This window comes from Sutcliffiella horikoshii, assembly GCF_021991925.1.
In the GTDB taxonomy this organism is placed as follows: Bacteria; Bacillota; Bacilli; order Bacillales; family Bacillaceae_I; genus Sutcliffiella_A; species Sutcliffiella_A horikoshii_F.
Genome location: NZ_RXZI01000006.1, coordinates 57310 through 76599 on the forward strand (window position 1 = coordinate 57310; position 19290 = coordinate 76599).

The 19290-nt window shown below is 43.0% G+C and carries 23 protein-coding genes and 1 riboswitch; of the genes, 22 read left to right on the forward strand and 1 reads right to left on the reverse strand.

The features are described from left to right. Nucleotides 1-3: 3 nt before the first annotated feature. The 15 genes from sigF to EKQ44_RS15340 all read left to right on the forward strand — a co-directional run bounded on the left by sigF (nucleotide 4) and on the right by EKQ44_RS15340 (nucleotide 12978). Entirely contained in the window at nucleotides 4-759 is a 756-nt protein-coding gene (gene sigF / locus EKQ44_RS15270; protein ID WP_063560593.1) for an RNA polymerase sporulation sigma factor SigF, read from the forward strand. Nucleotides 760-883: 124 nt separating this feature from the next. After that, nucleotides 884-1504 carry a stage V sporulation protein AA gene (locus EKQ44_RS15275; protein ID WP_237664411.1) on the forward strand — a complete coding sequence of 207 codons (621 nt, stop codon included), beginning with the start codon at nucleotides 884-886 and terminating at the stop codon, nucleotides 1502-1504. Next, nucleotides 1494-1916, forward strand: a complete 423-nt coding sequence (locus EKQ44_RS15280) for a stage V sporulation protein AB (RefSeq protein WP_237664587.1) — start codon at nucleotides 1494-1496, stop codon at nucleotides 1914-1916. The genes EKQ44_RS15275 and EKQ44_RS15280 overlap by 11 nt, the downstream gene beginning before the upstream one ends. Nucleotides 1917-1933: 17 nt before the next feature. Continuing rightward, nucleotides 1934-2392: a stage V sporulation protein AC gene (gene spoVAC / locus EKQ44_RS15285; protein WP_237664412.1), complete on the forward strand. Its 459-nt coding sequence runs from the start codon at nucleotides 1934-1936 to the stop codon at nucleotides 2390-2392. A gap of 12 nt (nucleotides 2393-2404) precedes the next feature. Next, on the forward strand, nucleotides 2405-3412 hold the full coding sequence (gene spoVAD, locus EKQ44_RS15290) for a stage V sporulation protein AD (RefSeq protein WP_237664413.1): 1008 nt from the start codon (nucleotides 2405-2407) through the stop codon (nucleotides 3410-3412). Beyond that, nucleotides 3413-3763, forward strand: coding sequence for a stage V sporulation protein AE (spoVAE, locus tag EKQ44_RS15295; RefSeq protein ID WP_237664414.1), 351 nt, complete (start codon nucleotides 3413-3415; stop codon nucleotides 3761-3763). 6 nt (nucleotides 3764-3769) lie between these two features. Next, the gene (spoVAEA, locus tag EKQ44_RS15300) at nucleotides 3770-4381 is read left to right on the forward strand and encodes a stage V sporulation protein SpoVABEA (RefSeq protein ID WP_237664415.1); all 612 of its coding nucleotides are present in this window, start codon (nucleotides 3770-3772) and stop codon (nucleotides 4379-4381) included. Beyond that, nucleotides 4329-5804, forward strand: a complete 1476-nt coding sequence (locus EKQ44_RS15305) for a spore germination protein (RefSeq protein WP_237664416.1) — start codon at nucleotides 4329-4331, stop codon at nucleotides 5802-5804. The genes spoVAEA and EKQ44_RS15305 overlap by 53 nt, the downstream gene beginning before the upstream one ends. Nucleotides 5805-6029: 225 nt before the next feature. Next, complete coding sequence (lysA, locus tag EKQ44_RS15310; RefSeq protein WP_237664417.1) at nucleotides 6030-7355, forward strand: diaminopimelate decarboxylase; 1326 nt, start codon at nucleotides 6030-6032, stop codon at nucleotides 7353-7355. A gap of 455 nt (nucleotides 7356-7810) precedes the next feature. Then, nucleotides 7811-8251: a peptidylprolyl isomerase gene (locus EKQ44_RS15315; RefSeq protein ID WP_223489689.1), complete on the forward strand. Its 441-nt coding sequence runs from the start codon at nucleotides 7811-7813 to the stop codon at nucleotides 8249-8251. Nucleotides 8252-8480: 229 nt separating this feature from the next. Further along, a riboswitch (FMN riboswitch) is annotated at nucleotides 8481-8631 on the forward strand. Nucleotides 8632-8952: 321 nt separating this feature from the next. Further along, nucleotides 8953-10059, forward strand: a complete 1107-nt coding sequence (gene ribD / locus EKQ44_RS15320) for a bifunctional diaminohydroxyphosphoribosylaminopyrimidine deaminase/5-amino-6-(5-phosphoribosylamino)uracil reductase RibD (RefSeq protein ID WP_237664418.1) — start codon at nucleotides 8953-8955, stop codon at nucleotides 10057-10059. 4 nt (nucleotides 10060-10063) lie between these two features. Further along, the gene (ribE, locus tag EKQ44_RS15325) at nucleotides 10064-10723 is read left to right on the forward strand and encodes a riboflavin synthase (RefSeq protein ID WP_237664419.1); all 660 of its coding nucleotides are present in this window, start codon (nucleotides 10064-10066) and stop codon (nucleotides 10721-10723) included. Between the two features lie 15 nt (nucleotides 10724-10738). Beyond that, nucleotides 10739-11941 (forward strand): bifunctional 3,4-dihydroxy-2-butanone-4-phosphate synthase/GTP cyclohydrolase II, encoded by a 1203-nt coding sequence (locus tag EKQ44_RS15330; RefSeq protein WP_237664420.1) that lies wholly within the window; start codon nucleotides 10739-10741, stop codon nucleotides 11939-11941. 54 nt (nucleotides 11942-11995) lie between these two features. Further along, entirely contained in the window at nucleotides 11996-12460 is a 465-nt protein-coding gene (ribH, locus tag EKQ44_RS15335; RefSeq protein WP_237664421.1) for a 6,7-dimethyl-8-ribityllumazine synthase, read from the forward strand. 155 nt (nucleotides 12461-12615) lie between these two features. Next, entirely contained in the window at nucleotides 12616-12978 is a 363-nt protein-coding gene (locus EKQ44_RS15340; RefSeq protein ID WP_237664422.1) for a GNAT family N-acetyltransferase, read from the forward strand. 285 nt (nucleotides 12979-13263) lie between these two features. Here EKQ44_RS15340 and EKQ44_RS15345 read toward each other — a convergent pair whose 3' ends face one another. Then, a complete protein-coding gene (locus EKQ44_RS15345; RefSeq protein WP_237664423.1) occupies nucleotides 13264-13794 on the reverse strand; it encodes a DUF309 domain-containing protein in 531 nt (176 codons plus the stop codon). Between the two features lie 114 nt (nucleotides 13795-13908). Between EKQ44_RS15345 and EKQ44_RS15350 the strand changes: the two genes are divergently transcribed. The 7 genes from EKQ44_RS15350 to EKQ44_RS15380 all read left to right on the forward strand — a co-directional run bounded on the left by EKQ44_RS15350 (nucleotide 13909) and on the right by EKQ44_RS15380 (nucleotide 19288). Further along, nucleotides 13909-14694 carry a segregation/condensation protein A gene (locus tag EKQ44_RS15350; protein WP_237664424.1) on the forward strand — a complete coding sequence of 262 codons (786 nt, stop codon included), beginning with the start codon at nucleotides 13909-13911 and terminating at the stop codon, nucleotides 14692-14694. Beyond that, on the forward strand, nucleotides 14681-15259 hold the full coding sequence (gene scpB / locus EKQ44_RS15355; protein ID WP_269151686.1) for an SMC-Scp complex subunit ScpB: 579 nt from the start codon (nucleotides 14681-14683) through the stop codon (nucleotides 15257-15259). The genes EKQ44_RS15350 and scpB overlap by 14 nt, the downstream gene beginning before the upstream one ends. A gap of 134 nt (nucleotides 15260-15393) precedes the next feature. Continuing rightward, entirely contained in the window at nucleotides 15394-15825 is a 432-nt protein-coding gene (locus EKQ44_RS15360) for a hypothetical protein (RefSeq protein WP_237664425.1), read from the forward strand. Nucleotides 15826-15916: 91 nt separating this feature from the next. After that, nucleotides 15917-16405, forward strand: a complete 489-nt coding sequence (locus EKQ44_RS15365; RefSeq protein ID WP_237664426.1) for a YpuI family protein — start codon at nucleotides 15917-15919, stop codon at nucleotides 16403-16405. A 116-nt stretch (nucleotides 16406-16521) separates the two neighbouring features. Further along, on the forward strand, nucleotides 16522-17412 hold the full coding sequence (locus tag EKQ44_RS15370) for a superoxide dismutase (protein ID WP_237664427.1): 891 nt from the start codon (nucleotides 16522-16524) through the stop codon (nucleotides 17410-17412). Nucleotides 17413-17549: 137 nt separating this feature from the next. Next, nucleotides 17550-18704: a D-alanyl-D-alanine carboxypeptidase family protein gene (locus tag EKQ44_RS15375; RefSeq protein WP_237664428.1), complete on the forward strand. Its 1155-nt coding sequence runs from the start codon at nucleotides 17550-17552 to the stop codon at nucleotides 18702-18704. After that, on the forward strand, nucleotides 18698-19288 hold the full coding sequence (locus tag EKQ44_RS15380; protein WP_237664429.1) for a nucleoside recognition domain-containing protein: 591 nt from the start codon (nucleotides 18698-18700) through the stop codon (nucleotides 19286-19288). The genes EKQ44_RS15375 and EKQ44_RS15380 overlap by 7 nt, the downstream gene beginning before the upstream one ends. The last annotated feature ends 2 nt before the right edge of the window (nucleotides 19289-19290 follow it).

Genomic DNA, 19290 nt, shown 5'->3' on the forward strand with positions numbered 1-19290 from the left:
CCTATGGATGTCGAGGTCAAGAACCAAGCACAAACATACTTAAAAGATCATGAAGTGAAAGAACTGATAAAAAGAAGTCAGTCCGGTGAACAAGAAGCGAGAGATACGATAGTCCAAAAGAATATGAGGCTTGTTTGGTCAGTCGTTCAGCGCTTCATGAACAGGGGCTATGAGCCCGATGACCTGTTCCAGATAGGTTGCATCGGCCTATTGAAATCGGTAGATAAGTTTGACCTATCTTATGACGTGAAATTTTCCACTTACGCAGTCCCGATGATTATCGGTGAAATTCAGCGATTCATCCGGGACGACGGAAGTGTAAAGGTAAGCCGCTCCTTAAAAGAAGTGGCCAATAAGATCAGGAAAGCAAAAGATGAATTATCCAAAAGATATGGCAGGGTACCGACCATCAACGAAATAGCAGAGTTCCTGGAGATTACAGCGGAGGAAGTTGTACTTGCACAAGAAGCGGCACGTGCGCCTTCATCCATTCACGAAACCGTCTATGAAAATGATGGAGACCCTATTACCCTCTTAGACCAGATCGCTGACCATTCCGAGCATCGCTGGTTCGATAAAATAGCCTTGAAAGAGGCAATCGAAGAACTCGATGAACGGGAAAAGTTGATTGTGTATTTGCGTTACTATAAGGATCAGACCCAAACAGAGGTCGCACAGCGTCTTGGGATTTCCCAGGTGCAGGTGAGCCGATTAGAAAAGAAAATATTGCAACAAATGAAAGACCGTATGGATGAATGATCTCCATACGGTTTTTTTGTTTGGAGACGTGGTAATTCTTGGTGTTCTTTTTTCCTTTGCATGGTAAAACACCCATTAATCCATACTACCTATACAATATCTTTTGGCAGGATGTGTTTGGAAGATGGATAAACCGCTGTACGTTCGCCTTCGTCATCGGATACAAGCTCGTCCAAATCAATCGATAAAATTGGAGGATGTTGCACAGCTTGTTGGGGATACCGCCATTATAGAGCTCGTTCGCAACATTGCCATTCATCAAGTGAATATGAGCGACAAATCCATCGTGGTGCTGGATGTGATGCGGATCATCAAAGAAATCCGTACAAAAGGGCTGGAATTGGACATCCAAACCTTTGGCCCCGCTCAAACCATCGTGGAAATTGTGTATAAGAAAAAGAGATTTAGGCCTATGTTTTTTGTTGCGGTCTGGTTATTGCTTTTTCTTGGTGCAGCCCTTGCCATCATGAATTTCCATGAGGATGTAAGTATGCGTATCGTCCATCAGAAAATATTCAAGACTATTACCGGGCTTGAGGATGATAAACCATTACTCCTCCAAATTCCATATTCTATAGGTCTTGGGCTCGGGATGATTTTATTTTTCAATCATGTGTTCAGGAAGCGCATTAATGAAGAGCCTAGCCCTCTTGAAGTGGAAATGTTCAATTATCAACAAGATCTCGATCAGTATGTGATTATGCATGAAAACAAGGAGAGCTCGAAGAAAATTGATGACCATTAATATAGTTTTCGTCGTATTTCTGGGGTTGGCTGGTGGTCTTGCAGTTGGTTCTGGCTTTGTTGCTTTTTTGGCGGTTCTCGGAATCATCCCAAGGCTCACACAACTGACCAAAACTACAAAGTTTGTGTACGGATATGAATGGGGAGTGATTGGTGGGGCCTTATTTGGGAGCTGGATTAGTTTGAATAGTGTTTCCTTTCATCTCCCTTCATTTCTAGCTATCCCCATCGGCCTTTTTTGTGGGGTGTTTGTTGGTCTTTTGGCTGCAGCATTGACGGAAGTACTTAATGTATTGCCGATATTGGCAAAGCGTATTGGAGTGGATGGACAGATGGCCATTCTTTTGATGGCAATCGTGCTCGGTAAGATTGTCGGTTCCCTATACCACTGGCTTGTGTTCGTGAATCTGTAAATGGAGGAGAAATAGAAATGGGAGAAAAGCTAAAAGACGATTATAAAAATAACATAAAAAAATTCCAACCGAAGCCACCTTATGTTGTTAACTGTGTAAAAGCCTTTCTTGTAGGGGGGCTTATTTGCCTGATCGGGCAGGGCATTCAAAATTTTTATATGAATGTCTTCAACTTCTCGGAAAAAAACGTAGGTAATCCCACCGTTGCCACCCTTATCCTCCTTTCTGCCCTTCTTACCGGATTTGGTATTTACGACAAGCTTGGTCAATTTGCCGGTGCCGGTTCCGCAGTACCTGTTACTGGATTTGCAAATTCTATGACTAGTGCGGCAATGGAGCACAGAAGTGAAGGAATTGTTCTCGGTGTTGCCACCAACATGTTCAAGCTTGCGGGAAGTGTCATTGTATTTGGTGTGGTGGCGGCTTACGTGGTAGGTATGATCAGATATCTTCTCAATATGAGTTTTACTGGTTAGGGGGAAGAGAGAATGCGTCTCGTAGGAAAACAAAGCTGGATATTTGAAAATCAGATTTATATCCGTTCAACAGGAACAGCTGTGGGGCCAAAAGAAGCGGATGGTCCTCTTGGGGAGTTATTTGATAAGACATACCAGGAGCTTCACTGTGGTGAGGACAACTGGGAGCTTGCGGAAAGGAGACTGATGGAGCAATCCATTCAATCCTGCCTCGAGAAAGAGAACCTGTCATACAAGGACATTGATTTATTTCTAGCCGGTGATTTGTTGAATCAGAATGTGACGGCCAATTATGTGGCACGGCATCACAAAATTCCTTTTTTATGCATGTTCGGTGCATGCTCCACCTCGATGGAAACACTGGCGATGGGTGCGGCCCTAGTGGATGCCGGGTTTGCCAACAGGGTATTGGCATCAACTAGCAGCCATAATGCAACGGCTGAACGTCAATTCCGATATCCAACAGAGTATGGCGGACAAAAACCCGATTCAGCCACCTTCACCGTTACAGGGTCGGGAACGGCCCTTGTCAGCAAAGAGGAAAGTCCAATTAAAATTACATCTGCAACCATCGGAAGAGTGATCGACCTAGGTATCACAGACCCTTTTGATATGGGATCAGCGATGGCGCCAGCTGCTGCAGATACCATTCAGGCACACTTTCAAGATTTGAATGTCAACCCTGATCACTACGATCTAATTGTTACCGGGGATCTTTCCGGAGTAGGCAGTCCGATTCTAAAAGAGCTGTTAAAGGAAGAAGGTTATGACATTACGGTTAAACACAGTGACTGTGGTTTGATGATTTTCAGGCCAGATCAAGAGGTTTTTGCGGGAGGAAGCGGGTGTGGCTGCTGTGCGGTCGTCACATATGCCCACATCATCAATGAATTGAAAACAGGCATGTTGAATAGGGTGTTGGTTGTTGCCACGGGTGCATTGCTGAGTCCAACGATGATCCAACAAAAAGAATCAATCCCGACCATTGCCCATGGTGTCGTGTTAGAGAGGGTGGAGTAGATGGAGTATCTAATAGCTTTCGTTGTCGGTGGATTGATTTGTGTGATTGGCCAGCTTCTCATGGACTTCTTTAAACTGACTCCTGCACATGTCATGAGTAGTTTTGTGGTGGCGGGAGCCATTCTGGACGGTTTCGGTATATATGACAAGCTAATTGACTTTGCAGGTGCCGGTGCAACCGTTCCAATTACAAGCTTCGGTCACTCCTTACTACACGGTGCCATGCATCAATCTGAAAAACATGGCTTTATCGGGATAGGGATGGGAATTTTTGAATTAACCTCCGCGGGGATATCGGCTGCTATTCTTTTTGCCTTTATCGTGGCACTTATCTTTAAGCCGAAAGGGTAGATACTCATGCAAAAAAAACGGGTCATTTTGATAACTGATGGAGATGTATATGCCAAAAAAACAATTCAGCTTGTCGCCAAGCATTATGGAGGTAGATGCATTTCGGCTTCATTCGGCAATCCTACACTGCTAAGTGGGGAAGAACTGGTAAAGCTCATACTGCATGCGAAAAGTGAACCCGTTTTTGTCATGTTCGATGATAGTGGCTTTCTTGGGGAAGGGGCAGGGGAGCGCGCGTTGAGATATGTCGCCACCCACCCTCAGATGGATGTGTTGGGTGTTATCGCGGTGGCATCCAAGACTCATCAGTCGGAATGGACGAAGGTCCATCTCACTGTGGACCGTGATCTTCAAGTCTCATCCCATGGAGTCGATAAAAGTGGAATACAAGAAATGGATATTGGAAGAATAAATGGTGACACCGTGTATTGTTTAGATGAATTACGCTTTCCGCTCATTGTCGGAATCGGCGATATTGGCAAAATGGCACGGAAAGATGACGTAAGTCGAGGAGCTCCCATTACGAGCAAAGCGGTCGAAATCATTTTAGAGAGGAATGGGTACGATGTCTCACAATGGAATGGAAAAAGTACCGATATCACCGAACCTGACGAATAACGAAAAATTCTTTAAGGATGAAGTAGGGCTGGATGTAAGCTTTGATCTAGGTGTAAGGAAAATCACCGTACTTGGGAAAGAGCTGAACATCTATTATGTAAATGGTCTGTGCGATACGATGTTCATCATTGAAATCATGGAAGAATTGCTTCATATCAATGATTTTGAAAAGAAGTCATATAAACTGAAAGAGATTGTGCATAACCGCCTAGTAAACCAACAGGTTAACAGCATTGAATATATGGACGAAGTGGTTGACCAAGTGCTGAGTGGGTTGATCGTCATCTTGCTTGAAGGGGAAGAAAGCGGATATGTGATTGATACCCGTTCGTATCCCGGTCGCAATCCCGAAGAACCTGACACAGAAAAGGTGGTCCGCGGAGCACGTGATGGTTATGTGGAAAACATCATCGTCAACACAGCGTTAACACGCCGCAGAATTAGGGATGAAAGACTTCGTTATGAAATTTTCCAAGTTGGGGAACGTTCTAAAACCGACATTTGTCTTGCGTACATAAAAGATGTTGCAGATCCCGATTTGGTGGATATTGTTCGAAAAGAAACCAAGAACATTGACATAGATGGATTGACGATGGCGGATAAAACAGTGGAAGAGTTCATCGTCAAGCAGGGTTTCAACCCATTTCCGCTAGTACGATATACGGAGAGGCCCGATATCGCTGCGACCCATCTATTAGAAGGCCATGTGGTTGTCATGGTGGATACCTCTCCAAGTGTCATCATCACGCCTACCACGTTCTTTCACCACGTTCAGCATGTGGAAGAGTACCGTCAATCTCCAGCGGTGGGTACGTTTGTCCGGTGGGTACGCTTTTTAGGTATATTTGCCTCTTTATTCCTTTTGCCCCTATGGTTCCTCATGGTCCTAGAACCAAGTCTATTACCAGAGCCAATTGGTTTTGTAGGACCAAATGAAGAATCAAACATACCGATCGTGTTTCAAATCTTTTTAGCTGATATCGGGATAGAATTTCTAAGGTTGGCTGCCATCCACACCCCTACGGCGTTGTCAACCGCGATGGGTCTGATTGCTGCTGTTTTAATCGGTCAAATCGCCATTGATGTAGGACTGTTTGTTCCGGAAGTTATTCTGTATGTGGCTGTCGCGGCCATTGGGTCGTTTACTACGCCAAGTTATGAATTAAGTGTGGCAAATAAAATAGTCCGGCTGTTATTGTTAATTTTGGTTGCGTTATTCCATGTGCCTGGACTTGTGGTCGGTGTGACAATCTTTGTATTGTTCCTAGCGGGAACACGATCCTTAAACACACCATATTTATGGCCGTTAATACCTTTCAGCCCTAAAGCTCTCTTCATGATCATGATCCGCAGAAGTACCCCGGGGGCAAAAATACGTCCAAGTATCGTCCACCCGAGGAATCGATTCAGGCAGCCACAATAACAAACTAGTAAGAATATTCGCTTGATAGAGGGATTTAGATGTGGTAGAGTTTAGTTTAATCAAGTGCAGAATGAAAGTGATTCTTACGAACAGCTAAAGATTCTGTTTAGCTGTTTTTTGCTTAAATTTTGTAAACAGGGCTAGAACACATCCACATCTCTCAAGTAGGGAATATGGTATAAAATAGAGCTACATATAAACTAAACGTGTAAGGGGAAACGGCAGATGTATTTTCATGGAACCAGTAAAGTGAACGCAAAAGGACATTTGGAAATAGGAGGAGTCGACACGATCGGGTTGGCGACCGAATACGGCACTCCACTATATGTATATGATGTGGCGCTAATAAGAGAGCGTGCTCGTGATTTTCAGAAAACATTTAAAAACTTAGGTGTAAAAGCCCAGGTAGCTTACGCTAGTAAAGCTTTTTCTTCTGTTGCCATGTTTCAATTAATTAAAGAGGAAGGCTTATCCTTGGATGTAGTGTCAGGAGGAGAGCTCTATACCGCTTTAGTTGCCGATTTTCCAGTGGAACGCATCCATTTTCATGGCAATAATAAGAGTGTCGAGGAGCTTGAAATGGCAGTGAGAGAGAAAATCGGTTGTGTGGTTGTCGATAACTTCCTGGAACTGAAGCTTCTTCAGGAGGTGTGTGAAGACCATGGCTATGTTATGCCGATACTCCTACGAGTTACGCCAGGAATCAATGCGCACACACATGATTATATTTTAACGGGTCAGGAAGATTCCAAGTTTGGATTTGACTTGCAAAGCGGCCAGGCGCATGAAGCGATGCAAATTGCGTCAACTGCATCTCACTTGGACTTATTGGGGATTCACTGCCACATCGGATCTCAAATCTTTGAAACGACCGGATTCAAGCTTGCAGCAGGAAAGCTTTTTGAAACATTAAAAGAATGGAACGAGCAGGATGGATTTGAAGCACGAGTGGTAAACCTGGGTGGAGGATTCGGGATTCGTTATACAGCCGAAGATAATCCTCTTCCTGCCTCCGTCTATGTAGAAGAAATCATTTCTGATGTACAATCTTTTGTTGGCGAACATGGATTGAACATGCCGGAAATCTGGATTGAGCCAGGCCGTTCTTTAGTAGGGGATGCAGGCACTACCATCTATTCTGTAGGTTCAAAAAAAGAGATACCGAACATAAGACATTACTTGGCAATAGATGGTGGAATGACGGATAATATCCGACCTGCTCTCTATCAAGCAAAATATGAAGCAGTACTTGCAAACAGAGTAGAAGAGGAAGCAGACGACAAGGTATCCATAGCAGGAAAATGCTGCGAATCCGGTGATATGCTCATTTGGGACCTTCCGTTGCCAAAAGCTAACCATGAAGACTTTCTGGCAGTATTCTGTACGGGAGCGTACGGATATGCAATGGCCAACAACTACAATAGGATTACCAAACCGGCAGTGGTGTTTGTTGAAGATGGCGAGGCTCAATTAGTCATCAGACGTGAAACGTTTGAAGATCTAGTGAGATTGGACCTGCCATATCAAGCGAAAAGTAAAATAGTAAAATAATCTGGTTGGAAAAAATGAGTCCATTCTCCTTGGGGCCCACTGAAAAACCCGATAACTTATCATAATGACGATTTCTAGCTGGTGATTGGAGCAATTGGCGAAGACTCCTTGAAAATGCGAGTATTTTCTGCGTGCGATGTATCGCTGTCGCAGCCTTCCTTGTCCAGCGGGGGAGTAGCGACATTATTGAGACCCCGCAGGGTGTAGCCGGAGGAGGCTCAAGGCCGCTCTCTGGATAAGCGAAGCCGTTTGCGGAAATCAACAGCGGTATGGAACAGATTACTAAAATAATGTGCTTTTTCAGTGGCCTTTTCTCCTTGGAGATGGGCTTTTTGATTGTATGAAAGGTAGATGGTTTAATCAACAGAAAATCCATTCGTCATCTTACTTCCTTTTCAACTTAATTTCATGTATGATAAAAACTGGTTCATTTTATTACAAAGGAGATGTTCATAATGGCAAAAACAGGATACATACTAATGGAAAATGGCGAGAAGATCGAATTCGAACTTTATCCAAACGAAGCACCTAATACAGTTGCAAACTTTGAGAAATTAGCGAACGAAGGATTTTACAATGGTGTAACTTTCCACCGTGTTATCCCTGGTTTCGTAAGCCAAGGTGGAGACCCGACTGGTACGGGTGCAGGCGGAAGTGGTACTACAATCAAGTGTGAAACGGAAGGAAACCCACATAATCATGAGGCGGGGAGCTTATCGATGGCTCATGCTGGAAGAGACACCGGTTCTAGCCAATTCTTCATCGTTCATCAACCTCAACCTCACTTGAACGGTGTTCATACGGTTTTCGGTAAAGTGACTTCCGGACTAGAGACTGCTAGAAACATGAAAAATGGCGATGTTATGGAGAAAGTGGAAGTAACTGACGCTGAATAATGTTGCAATAAGCGGGAGCAGAGATGCTCTCTCTTTTTTTACTACAAGAAGGAAGCAGGGAACTACATTGAATAAAAAGAATTGGATATTACTCGGTGTATTGCTAACGATGTCCCTGGTCTGGGGACTCATCTACTGGTTTTTCATCGTATAACAAATTTATCTGAAACTTTAAATTTTACATATGGTGAAGATATGCTAAAATAATAATGATAGATAACTACATATGAATGTCCTTCGGGGGTGGGTGAAATTCCCTACCGGCGGTGATGAAGCCAAGTGCTTCTTAGTCCGTGACCCGGTTTTCTTGAAAAAGAAAGGCGGTGGATCTGGTGCAACTCCAGGGCCGACAGTGAAAGTCTGGATGGGAGAAGGATTATAGATTGCAAACAGTGTAAAATTAATATCAGAACACTGTTTATTTTCCTATACGCAATTTTAATCCACCAAACCTCTAAGGCCAAACCTTAGAGGTTTTTTATATGTAAAGACTGTTTTTGGTAAAATTTGTTGATTTTTTAGTATTTCTGTATCAACCGCTATATTCCATACTGTCGTGCGTTCCTTTCCTTGAGGTACTAAAATTATTATCTGTCTGTTTTGGAGTATGTAAGCAGCAAAAAGTCCAATTTCCGACTTTTTACTAGTGGATAGCAACAGAACAATGAGAAAAGAGCCTAAGTAGAAAAGGAGGGGTCACATTGGACGACCAATACTATATGAAATTTGCAATAGATCTTGCAAAGCGTGCAACAGGCCAGACCTCTCCTAACCCAGTGGTAGGGTCAGTCGTTGTGAAAAACGGGGAGATTGTTGGATTTGGTGCCCATCTTAAAGCAGGTGAATCACATGCGGAAGTAAATGCCATCAAGATGGCAGGGTCCGATAAAACAAAAGGTTCAACGGTTTATGTTACTTTGGAACCTTGCAGTCATTATGGCAAAACTCCTCCATGCTCGGATTTGCTCATCCAATCCGAAGTGAATAAAGTAGTCATTGCATCAGTAGATCCCAATCCTCTTGTAGCAGGAAAAGGGATTGAAAAGCTTCGCAAAGCTGGTATCGAGGTGGAGTTGGGAATATGTCAGGAAGAAGCACTAGCTTTAAATCAAGTGTTCTTTCACTATTTAAAGACGAATCAGCCTTATGTGACGCTTAAAACGGCTGCTAGCCTGGACGGTAAAACCGCTACTCACGCATATGAGAGCAAGTGGATTACAGGGGCGGAAGCACGCTTGGACGTGCATCAATACCGGCATCAACACGATGCCATCCTAGTCGGGGTGGGTACAGTGCTTGCCGATAATCCGAGCCTGACAACCAGACTGCCGAACGGTGGAAAAAATCCGATAAGAATTATCTTGGACACTCAGCTGCGGACACCCTTGCATGCAAAGGTGGTAACAGATGGAGAAGCACCGACTTGGATCATTACTGGTACGAATCGAGATTTAGAAAAAGTGGCAGCTCTTGAGAACAAACATGGAGTAAGAGTCCTATCACTTCCTTCGCTGAAAGTGGACATCCCACTACTCTTATCTTTGTTGGGGAAGGAAGGGGTCACCTCGTTATTTGTGGAAGGCGGGGCTACGGTGAATGGAAGTTTCCTTAAAGAGAAAGCCATTAATCAGGTCATAACCTATATTGCACCTAAGTTGATTGGAGGAATTGACGCTCCGACGTTAATAGGTGGAGAGGGTTTTGCCACAATGGCAGAAACCGTCAATCTGGAAATAAAAGAATTTACGCAACTTGGGAAGGACTTGAAGATTGTCTCGATACCTATTTTAAACGGAAAGGAGGAATGACCACTTGTTTACGGGAATTATTGAAGAAATTGGAACGATCAAACAAATCATCAGGGGTGACCAGGCAATAATTTTAGAGATAGAAGCAAAGAAGGTATTGAATGATGTAAAGCTCGGGGATAGTATTGCTGTCAACGGTGTATGTTTGACTGTTACAACTTTCTCGGCGAACCGCTTTACAGTGGATGTCATGCCTGAAACGGTGCGTGCAACTTCCTTACAGTCTTTGAATGCAGGTTCAAAAGTAAACCTCGAACGGGCCATGATAGCAAATGGTAGATTTGGAGGGCATTTTGTAAGTGGCCATGTCGATGGGACAGGTATCATACACGATAAAAAAAGGGTGGCAAACGCTGTTTACTATACCATAACGGTAGATGCTGAGCTTTCACGCTACTTGATGTTGAAGGGTTCGGTTACAGTAGACGGTACCAGTTTAACGATTTTTGGCGCATCGGATAATAGCTTTACCATATCACTCATTCCACACACATTGAATGAAACCATCCTGGGAGGAAAAGGTAAAGGAGATACCGTTAATATTGAAGTGGACATGCTGGCGAAATATATGGACCATCTGATGAGGCAACAAAATGGAAATGTAGGTGCAACTCCTAAGACCGGTATGTCATCATCATTTTTAGAAGAGCATGGATTTAAATAAGGCGAGGTGAGAACGATGAGTGAATTATTTAATACGATTGAAGAGGCATTAACAGACCTTCGGGAAGGCAAGGTCATCATTGTTTGTGATGATGAGGACAGGGAGAATGAAGGGGACTTTGTTTCCCTTGCAGAAAAGGCAACTCCTGCTGTCGTGAACTTCATGGCCACTCATGGGCGTGGATTGATTTGTGTTCCTGTTCAGGAGGAGCTTGCAGAGAAATTGGACCTTGTTCCAATGGTGAACCACAATACGGATTCACATGGCACCGCATTTACTGTAAGTATTGACCATATCTCGACGACAACTGGTATTTCCGCATTTGAACGTTCCACCACCATTCTGGAACTGTTATCACCCACTTCAAAAGCGGGAGATTTCAAACGCCCTGGACACATTTTCCCGCTAGTAGCAAAAAAAGGTGGAGTGTTAAGAAGGGCAGGTCATACAGAAGCTGCGGTAGACCTGGCTCAAATGAGCAGATCTTCCCCAGCCGGAGTGATCTGTGAAATTATGAACGAAGATGGATCCATGGCGCGTGTTCCCGAACTGAGGAATATTGCCGATAAGTTTGACTTGAAAATGATTACAATTAAAGATTTAATTCAATACCGTAACCGAAAGGACAAACTTGTTCAAAGGGAAGTGGAAATCAAGCTTCCTACTGAATTCGGGGATTTTAGAGCCGTTGGATATTCCAATATCGTAGATGGCAAGGAACATGTGGCCTTGGTAAAGGGAGAAATAAGTCCTGACAAACCGACACTTGTCCGGGTTCACTCTGAGTGCTTGACAGGAGATGTGTTTGGCTCGAACCGTTGTGATTGCGGACCGCAGTTGCATGCAGCATTGGCGCAAATCGATAAAGCTGGCAACGGTGTGCTTCTTTATATGAGGCAAGAGGGTCGAGGCATCGGGCTTTTGAATAAGATGCGAGCCTATAAGCTTCAGGAACAGGGTTACGATACAGTGGAGGCCAATGAAAAGCTTGGGTTTGGCGCAGACTTGAGGGATTATGGAATCGGGGCTCAGATTCTACGGGATCTTGGCGTCTCCCAAATGAAGCTGCTAACCAATAACCCTCGTAAAATTGCTGGATTAAAAGGCTATGAGTTGGAGGTAGTGGACCGTGTGCCACTCCAGATGCCGACAAAAGAAGCGAATGAAAATTACTTAAAAACCAAGCATTCAAAATTGGGGCATATGTTGCATTTTTAATATTAATTATTCCGGTATGATAGTACAGTACCGTAAAAATAGGAGGAACATTAGATGGCAAAGGTATTTGAAGGGAATTTAGTAGGAACAGGACTTAGAGTAGGTATTGTGGTAGGAAGATTCAACGAGTTTATTACAAGCAAGCTTCTTGGTGGAGCACAGGACGCTCTTAAAAGACACGGTGTAGAAGAGGGTCAGGTAGATGTAGCATGGGTACCAGGGGCTTTTGAAATTCCGTTGGTGGCCAAAAGAATGGCTGATTCTGGGAAATATGATGCTGTGATTACACTTGGCACGGTGATTCGTGGATCGACTCCTCATTTTGACTATGTCTGCAATGAGGCAGCAAAAGGAGTATCCCAGGCTTCCATGCAATCTGGAATTCCTGTAATCTTTGGCGTGCTGACAACAGAAACCATTGAACAAGCAATTGAACGGGCAGGTACGAAAGCAGGCAATAAAGGCTGGGAAGCTGCGGCGTCTGCCATTGAAATGGCCAATTTATTAAGAGAATTTTAAGATTTATTTCAAAAGGGTGTACTTTAAAGCTTTGATTGGATAGAATGTATATTTAAGAGTATGAAAATCTTTCAAATAGGAACATTCTGGTGTAATTTTCCTATACTATTTGTAGTTACACTGATGAAAGTTTTTTCGATAATGAGGGGTAATATATGTTAATTCGTTATAAGAAGAGCTTTGAGAAAATTGCTATGGGTCTTATGTCCTTTATGCCAACTGAAAAAGAGCTAAAGAAGTTACAGAAATCCATGAGAGACTACGAAGAGAAAGAAAACTGGCAGCTTTTTCTTTGGAAAGAAGACGATATCATTGGATTGATCGGTATCGAATTGGAAGAGGACAGCTTCACCATTCAACATATCAGTGTCATCCCATCCCATCGTGGACAAGGATTCGGCAAAAAAATGGTTGTGGCGCTCACAGAAACCTATCCAAACAAAGCGGTGAAAACAACACAATATACAACTGCATTTATTGAAAAATGTGATCTAGATGAAAAAGAATGTAGTGAGTAACTGCTGCATATATGAGAAAAACGACGGCTTTCTAATGAAAGCGCGTCGTTTTTTGCGTTGTAAGGGGGAACTTTCGCGTGTGCTACAATTTCGGATAGGTCAGAAAATGAGAATACAAGCGGAACTGAAGCAAATACAGTCCGGAAATTGAAAATACGAGCGGAACCGGGTCAAATGCAGACCGAAAAACTAAAATACGATCGGTAATGCACCAAATACATGCCGTTTGACAACGACAGGAAAAGTACGTTCATTCCCTTTGTCATCCCACTCCATATAACTCGCCTACTCCTTCGCTTCACGTCGTTTCCGCAGATCAAGTTGACGTCGCCTCTCTGCAATCACTTCTGTACGATCTCGGAGAGTATGCCTGTTCACTAATGAACCATTAAGCAAATCACTTGCTGCACCCCAAGTTTTTCTCGTTTTTTTCGCCATGGCCTCACAAGATAGCTGCAATTCAGGGTCTGCTATCGGCAAATTCATACTGCAATATGGGTCCTCCCTTCGTACACCATCAATTCGCTCTTCAAGCAATATAACCAATTTACGACTATCAAGCCCCAATGCATTAATTTTCGCTGACTCTTTATCGATAAGCGAATGGGCATTTTGAAGCATTCTCAAAGCACCTTTGTAATTCCCACGGCGCTGGTGGTAGAGACCGACCGCAATCTGAATGAGCCCGACCCAATGGATCTCCCGCTCTGTTGCATCTTTTTCCTTCCAATATTCCTCTAACACCTCATGGCATTCGAAATAGTCTCTATCACAATGAAAATGGTATAAATAATCAAGATAAGCTTTCGGATACAAAGGATTTCCCCCTTTATGTAAATATAATAATATTTTAACATAATCATGAAAACTCTATAAAATAATGCTGGAATACTCTATACTATTGTATAGTTTGATGTTTATGTTAGGTGGATGGATGTTGTGCAGGAATATAATGTGAAAGTGGAGGCCTTTGAAGGCCCATTGGATTTATTATTACATTTGATAAACAGGTTGGAGATTGATATATATGATATCCCGGTTGCTCAGATTACGGAGCAATACTTATTATACATACATACCATGAAAGAATTGCAATTGGATGTTGCCAGTGAATATCTTGTAATGGCTGCAACGCTGATTGAAATCAAAAGCAAAATGCTTTTGCCGAAACACGATGAAGAGCTCCTAGATGAGGAAGATGAATTTGAGGAGTATGAAGAAGATCCCCGTGAAGAGTTAATGAACCGTCTAATTGAATACAGGAAGTATAAAGAAGCTGCCGATGACCTGAAGGAGATGGAGGAAGAACGAAGTCATCTATATACAAAACCGCCAAGTGACCTTAGTGATCTGATGAGGGATGTGCAACCTGATGAGGTCAGACTCGATGTTTCCCTATATGACATGCTAGGAGCTTTACAAAAGCTGATGCGTAGGAAAAAAATCCAGAAGCCCATGCAAACGAGAATAACAAGACAGGAGATTCCTATTGAAAAGCGGATGGAGGAACTGATACAAGATTTGCGTCAATTTAAGGGTCGTAAACATTTCTATGAACTTTTCCCTGAATCAAGCAAGGAATATATTGTCGTGACCTTTTTGGCCATATTGGAACTTTTAAAGAAAAATAGCATCCTGTTGGAGCAGGATAATAATTTTGCGGATATCTATGTTTCTTACAAGGAAGGAGGAAACGAGGAAATTGACTATTACTAATTGGAAAGCGATTGTCGAGAGTCTCCTTTTTGCCGCAGGGGACGAAGGGCTGACACTTAAGCAACTTACGACGGTACTCGAGGTGGAGGAACATATCGTAATTGATATATTGGATGACCTGCAAAAAGGATATAAGAAAAAGGAACGGGGAATAACGCTAATTGAGCTAGCAGGAACGTATCAGCTGACAACGAAGAAAGAGCACTCTATTTATTTAAAAAGGCTGGTGGAATCTCCCACCTCCCAGACTCTTTCCCAGGCAGCTCTTGAAACATTGGCGATTGTGGCCTATAAGCAACCTATCACCAGGACCGAAGTGGAGAGCATCCGCGGAGTGAAAAGTGAAAGGCCTCTGCAGACATTGGCTGCAAAAGCACTTGTCAAAGAAGTGGGACGCGCAGAAGGTACCGGAAGGGCGATTCTTTATGGCACTACCAAAGAGTTCCTGGACTACTTTGGATTGAAGGATATCAAAGAATTGCCACCACTGACGGTGAACATGGAAGAGATGGATGAGGAAGCGGATTTATTTTTTGAAAAGTTTCAAGAAACATTTGAATCTTAAGATTATTTTTTTAAAATATGGTAAAATAGTAGTATAGAAGGCTTTAGCATAGCCTCGCCTGATAGCACTCCACGTTGATGGTAGTGGAATATCGACAATCAGATTCATGGGAATGAGTGATAGGGAGTGAACGCATGCTTATAACTGAAATTAGAGGGTATGAATTAGAAAAAGCCCAATCTAACACATCGGAGGATTTTTTCAACAGATCCGTTGTGTCATTTGAAGATGCAGGAGAACAAAGGACGTTTCATGTACTTTATATTCGCTATTTTGATGAAACGTTTGCTGAATTTATTCCAAATATGCAACAAAAGGAAGATCCCATTTTTCAAGTGGGAGACAGGCAGATCACGTTCAAAGAGCTGGTAGCCATCATCTGCTTAATCAAAAATCCTAGTTTTCGCCAGAGAAAGCGAATATATATCAACACGAAGGAAGAGCTCGCGAGCTATTTCGAGGGGGTAAATATTTCGATGTTAAAAGAGATCTTCGAAGGCCTGCAGCATAATGGAGAATACCAACTCACCTCTCCCCTAAACTTTTTAGCACAACCATCATCTTGATATGGGCCAAGCAGTAATACTTTTAGCTTACCTTACGTAACTTATAGAAACTGCCAGATAGAAAAAATAATAGTTGGAGGGTCATTCTTAAATGGCAAATACAATTGTTAAATCACAAACAGAACAGGTAGAGAGTTTTTTAGGAAATACAGTACATCAATTGAACGCATTCTTAAACGAGGCTACTTTAACCGCTTTGATGGAGGAATCCTCAACAAAGCAAGAGTACGTGGAACTCCTGTTATTAAATACTCGCCGCCTTGCCGTTTTCTGTGATGAGGGGCTGAATGCTTGTCAGGTCATCCTCAAAAGTGAACCATTCAGGAAATCTGCCGCAGAAAAGGTACTTTATAATATTTATCACCAATGCATTGAAGAGTTTTTTGCTCCAAGAAACGATGCATGGTATGAAGACAGCCGCTCAGCCTATACCGGGAAGAACTCCATTCAGTTTCACGATGCGCCACCAGAGTCTTTAAAAGTGGTGATACGTGGCCTTGAAAGTGAGTTTCAGGCGGTGCGTGAAGAACTGGAATACTATGAAACAGATTACCGCACTAAAATGATCCAAAGCAATTAATCATAGGAAGCACCCAATCCATCTGGACGGGGTGTTTTTTATTTTTACGCCAGCCATTGTTCCTTATTGCCCAATGAGTGCATAGAATACAACGATGAGTGCAGAGGAGGGGAACAATGATCAAGCAAAATCAACTTGTTTTCAAGCAGTTTTTGGAGGATGTGGAGGAATGGTGCCTCGATATACTGACCACCGATCAGAGAGTGAGGAACGACCACCGAAATAACTGGTTGCAAGAAACCAGGGGAATCCTTAAAAGGGTACAGGACGCTGCCCAATCAGAGTACATTTATGAACCGGAAGTCCTCGATATTAAAAAGTGTGTGGAAGAAGTGGCGAAAGGGATGCAGAGTGTAATCGATGGAAGGGTGAATAATGGGAGAGTGCCCATTGGACAACATAAACTGCCTCCACTACCATATCCATATAATGCGCTTGAACCATATATTTCAAGGGATATAATGGAGCTTCATCATTTAAAACATCATAAAAGCTATGTAGATGGGTTGAACAAAGCTGAAATGAAGATGCTGGAAGCAAGGGAAACTGGAGATTTTGATTTAATTAAACATTGGGAACGGGAAGCGGCCTTTCATGGATCCGGACATTATTTACACACCATGTTCTGGGACAATATGTCGCCAAATGGAGGTGGCCAACCAAGCGGTAGATTGATGCAACAGCTCAAACAGGATTTTGGCAGCTACGACAAATTCAAAAAACATTTTTCAGAGGCGGCTGATAAAGTAGAGGGAGTGGGATGGGCATTACTCGTCTGGTCACCACGAGCTCACCGACTGGAAATCCTTCAGACGGAAAAACAACAGCTCTTCACTCAATGGGATACCATTCCTCTGCTTGGTTTGGATGTTTGGGAGCATGCTTATTATCTCCAATATAAAAATGATCGAAAGGACTATATTGAAAAGTGGTGGAATCTGGTGAACTGGAAAGACGTCGAAAAACGTTACCAGGAAGCATCCAAGTTGAAATGGAAATCATATTGAGTGTGGCAAGGGGAGGTGCGAACCTCCCTTTTATTTGTTTTACATTAGCTTCTTTGCATTTCCCCCATAAAAACCATTCATAATTTTGGACAGGTGTCGCATAAACTTGTACAAAAATAGATAAGGGATGGGATTGGATGTCTCTAACGCAAAAGGTGTTCAGCATCGTCTTGGTAGCGCTGCTGATATTTAGTATAAGTTTTACTCAAAAGTCTACAGCGGAGCAGGTTGGGGTCAGTGCGCGAAATGCGGTATTGATTGAACAAGAGAGTGGCAGGATTATCTATGAAAAAAGTGCACACGACAAACAGCGGATTGCCAGCATTACAAAGGTGATGACGGCAATCTTAGCCGTTGAATCCGGTAAAATGGACGAGATTGCGACAGTTAGCCAAAAAGCGATTAGGGCGGAAGGGTCATCCATCTATTTGAAACCAGGAGAAAAGATAAAATTGGAACACCTGGTGTATGGGCTGATGCTTCGTTCAGGAAATGATTCTGCGGTAGCTATTGCCGAGCATGTGGGAGGCAGCTTGGAAGGCTTTGTATACATGATGAACGAAAAAGCTGCTGAACTGGGTATGACCCATACGGAATTTGCAAATCCACATGGATTGGACGATCACGAAAATCATTATTCCACTGCCTATGACATGGCGCTGCTAACAAGGTATGCAATGCAAAACGATAAGTTTAGAGAAATTGCAGGGACGAAAGTGTACCGTGCACCAGCTGCGCCAGGTGAATCATGGGACAGAAGCTGGACAAACAAACATCGCCTTGTAACAGGCATGTATCAATATGCCACTGGAGGCAAAACAGGATACACCAAACGAGCAAAAAGGACACTTATTACGACTGCATCCAAGGATGGGTTGGATGTAATCGCTGTGACATTGAATGGCCCTGATGACTGGAAAGACCATATATATATGTTTAATCGTGCATTTGTCGATTATGAGCTCTATGAAATTGCGGAAAAAGGGAAATTAAGAGACATCAAGGATGATTTTTATAAAGGAAAGGTCACGCTTTCTCGAGATGTCAAATATCCTATGACCAAAAAGGAGAGGGAAAACACACGTGTGAAAATCACGCTCGTGAAGCCTAAGAAGGAATGGAAAGAGGAAAGGAACATTCCGGAAGTGGTAGGTGAATACACCGTAATCGTACAGGATGAGGCTGTGGTGGAGACGCCGATCTATTATGAGAAGAAAACCGAAAAAGAAGGTGGATTCTGGAACATATTTAAGAACATCTTCTTCATCGGGGCAGGGAAGTTACCATGGTAAACATTATCTGGGTGGCGATGACGATTATCGGGATCATATTCGCTATGATTAATGGAACGATGGACAAAGTAAATGAAGCCATATTCACCGGTGCAAAGGAAGCTGTCACCATTTGTATTGGTTTTATCAGTATTTTGGTTTTTTGGCTCGGGTTGATGAGAATCGCTCAGGAAGCGGGACTTCTAGAGAAGTTGGCATCCCTTTTCAAACCAATTGTCCGGAGGATTTTTCCGGAGGTTCCACCAGATCACCCAGCCATGGGGTATATGTTATCCAATATGATTGCAAACATGTTCGGTCTCGGTAATGCGGCAACACCAATGGGGATCAAAGCAATGGAACAGCTTAGGGAATTGAATGGTGGGAAAGTGGAAGCCAGCCGCTCCATGATAACATTTTTGGCCATTAATACATCAAGCCTTACATTGATTCCTACCACAGTAATCGCCATCAGGATGAATTATGGCTCAGCTGCTCCCACAGAAATAGTTGGACCTACTTTAGTTGCAACTTTATGCTCTACCATTGCAGCCATTTCCATAGACCGATTTTTCTATTATCGTAGAATGGCAAAAAGGAGGTAGAC

What these genes read in the sequence shown, in the direction of transcription:
- EKQ44_RS15330 (WP_237664420.1), top strand. Translation starts at nt 10,739, where the DNA reads ATGAGTGAATTATTTAATACGATTGAAGAGGCATTAACAGACCTTCGG.
- EKQ44_RS15305 (WP_237664416.1), top strand. Translation starts at nt 4,329, where the DNA reads ATGTCTCACAATGGAATGGAAAAAGTACCGATATCACCGAACCTGACG.
- spoVAD (WP_237664413.1), top strand. Translation starts at nt 2,405, where the DNA reads ATGCGTCTCGTAGGAAAACAAAGCTGGATATTTGAAAATCAGATTTAT.
- EKQ44_RS15315 (WP_223489689.1), top strand. Translation starts at nt 7,811, where the DNA reads ATGGCAAAAACAGGATACATACTAATGGAAAATGGCGAGAAGATCGAA.
- lysA (WP_237664417.1), top strand. Translation starts at nt 6,030, where the DNA reads ATGTATTTTCATGGAACCAGTAAAGTGAACGCAAAAGGACATTTGGAA.
- EKQ44_RS15360 (WP_237664425.1), top strand. Translation starts at nt 15,394, where the DNA reads ATGCTTATAACTGAAATTAGAGGGTATGAATTAGAAAAAGCCCAATCT.
- EKQ44_RS15370 (WP_237664427.1), top strand. Translation starts at nt 16,522, where the DNA reads ATGATCAAGCAAAATCAACTTGTTTTCAAGCAGTTTTTGGAGGATGTG.
- EKQ44_RS15365 (WP_237664426.1), top strand. Translation starts at nt 15,917, where the DNA reads ATGGCAAATACAATTGTTAAATCACAAACAGAACAGGTAGAGAGTTTT.
- ribH (WP_237664421.1), top strand. Translation starts at nt 11,996, where the DNA reads ATGGCAAAGGTATTTGAAGGGAATTTAGTAGGAACAGGACTTAGAGTA.
- EKQ44_RS15350 (WP_237664424.1), top strand. Translation starts at nt 13,909, where the DNA reads ATGGATGTTGTGCAGGAATATAATGTGAAAGTGGAGGCCTTTGAAGGC.
- spoVAE (WP_237664414.1), top strand. Translation starts at nt 3,413, where the DNA reads ATGGAGTATCTAATAGCTTTCGTTGTCGGTGGATTGATTTGTGTGATT.
- EKQ44_RS15340 (WP_237664422.1), top strand. Translation starts at nt 12,616, where the DNA reads ATGTTAATTCGTTATAAGAAGAGCTTTGAGAAAATTGCTATGGGTCTT.
- spoVAC (WP_237664412.1), top strand. Translation starts at nt 1,934, where the DNA reads ATGGGAGAAAAGCTAAAAGACGATTATAAAAATAACATAAAAAAATTC.
- EKQ44_RS15275 (WP_237664411.1), top strand. Translation starts at nt 884, where the DNA reads ATGGATAAACCGCTGTACGTTCGCCTTCGTCATCGGATACAAGCTCGT.
- spoVAEA (WP_237664415.1), top strand. Translation starts at nt 3,770, where the DNA reads ATGCAAAAAAAACGGGTCATTTTGATAACTGATGGAGATGTATATGCC.
- sigF (WP_063560593.1), top strand. Translation starts at nt 4, where the DNA reads ATGGATGTCGAGGTCAAGAACCAAGCACAAACATACTTAAAAGATCAT.
- EKQ44_RS15375 (WP_237664428.1), top strand. Translation starts at nt 17,550, where the DNA reads ATGTCTCTAACGCAAAAGGTGTTCAGCATCGTCTTGGTAGCGCTGCTG.
- EKQ44_RS15280 (WP_237664587.1), top strand. Translation starts at nt 1,494, where the DNA reads ATGACCATTAATATAGTTTTCGTCGTATTTCTGGGGTTGGCTGGTGGT.
- EKQ44_RS15380 (WP_237664429.1), top strand. Translation starts at nt 18,698, where the DNA reads ATGGTAAACATTATCTGGGTGGCGATGACGATTATCGGGATCATATTC.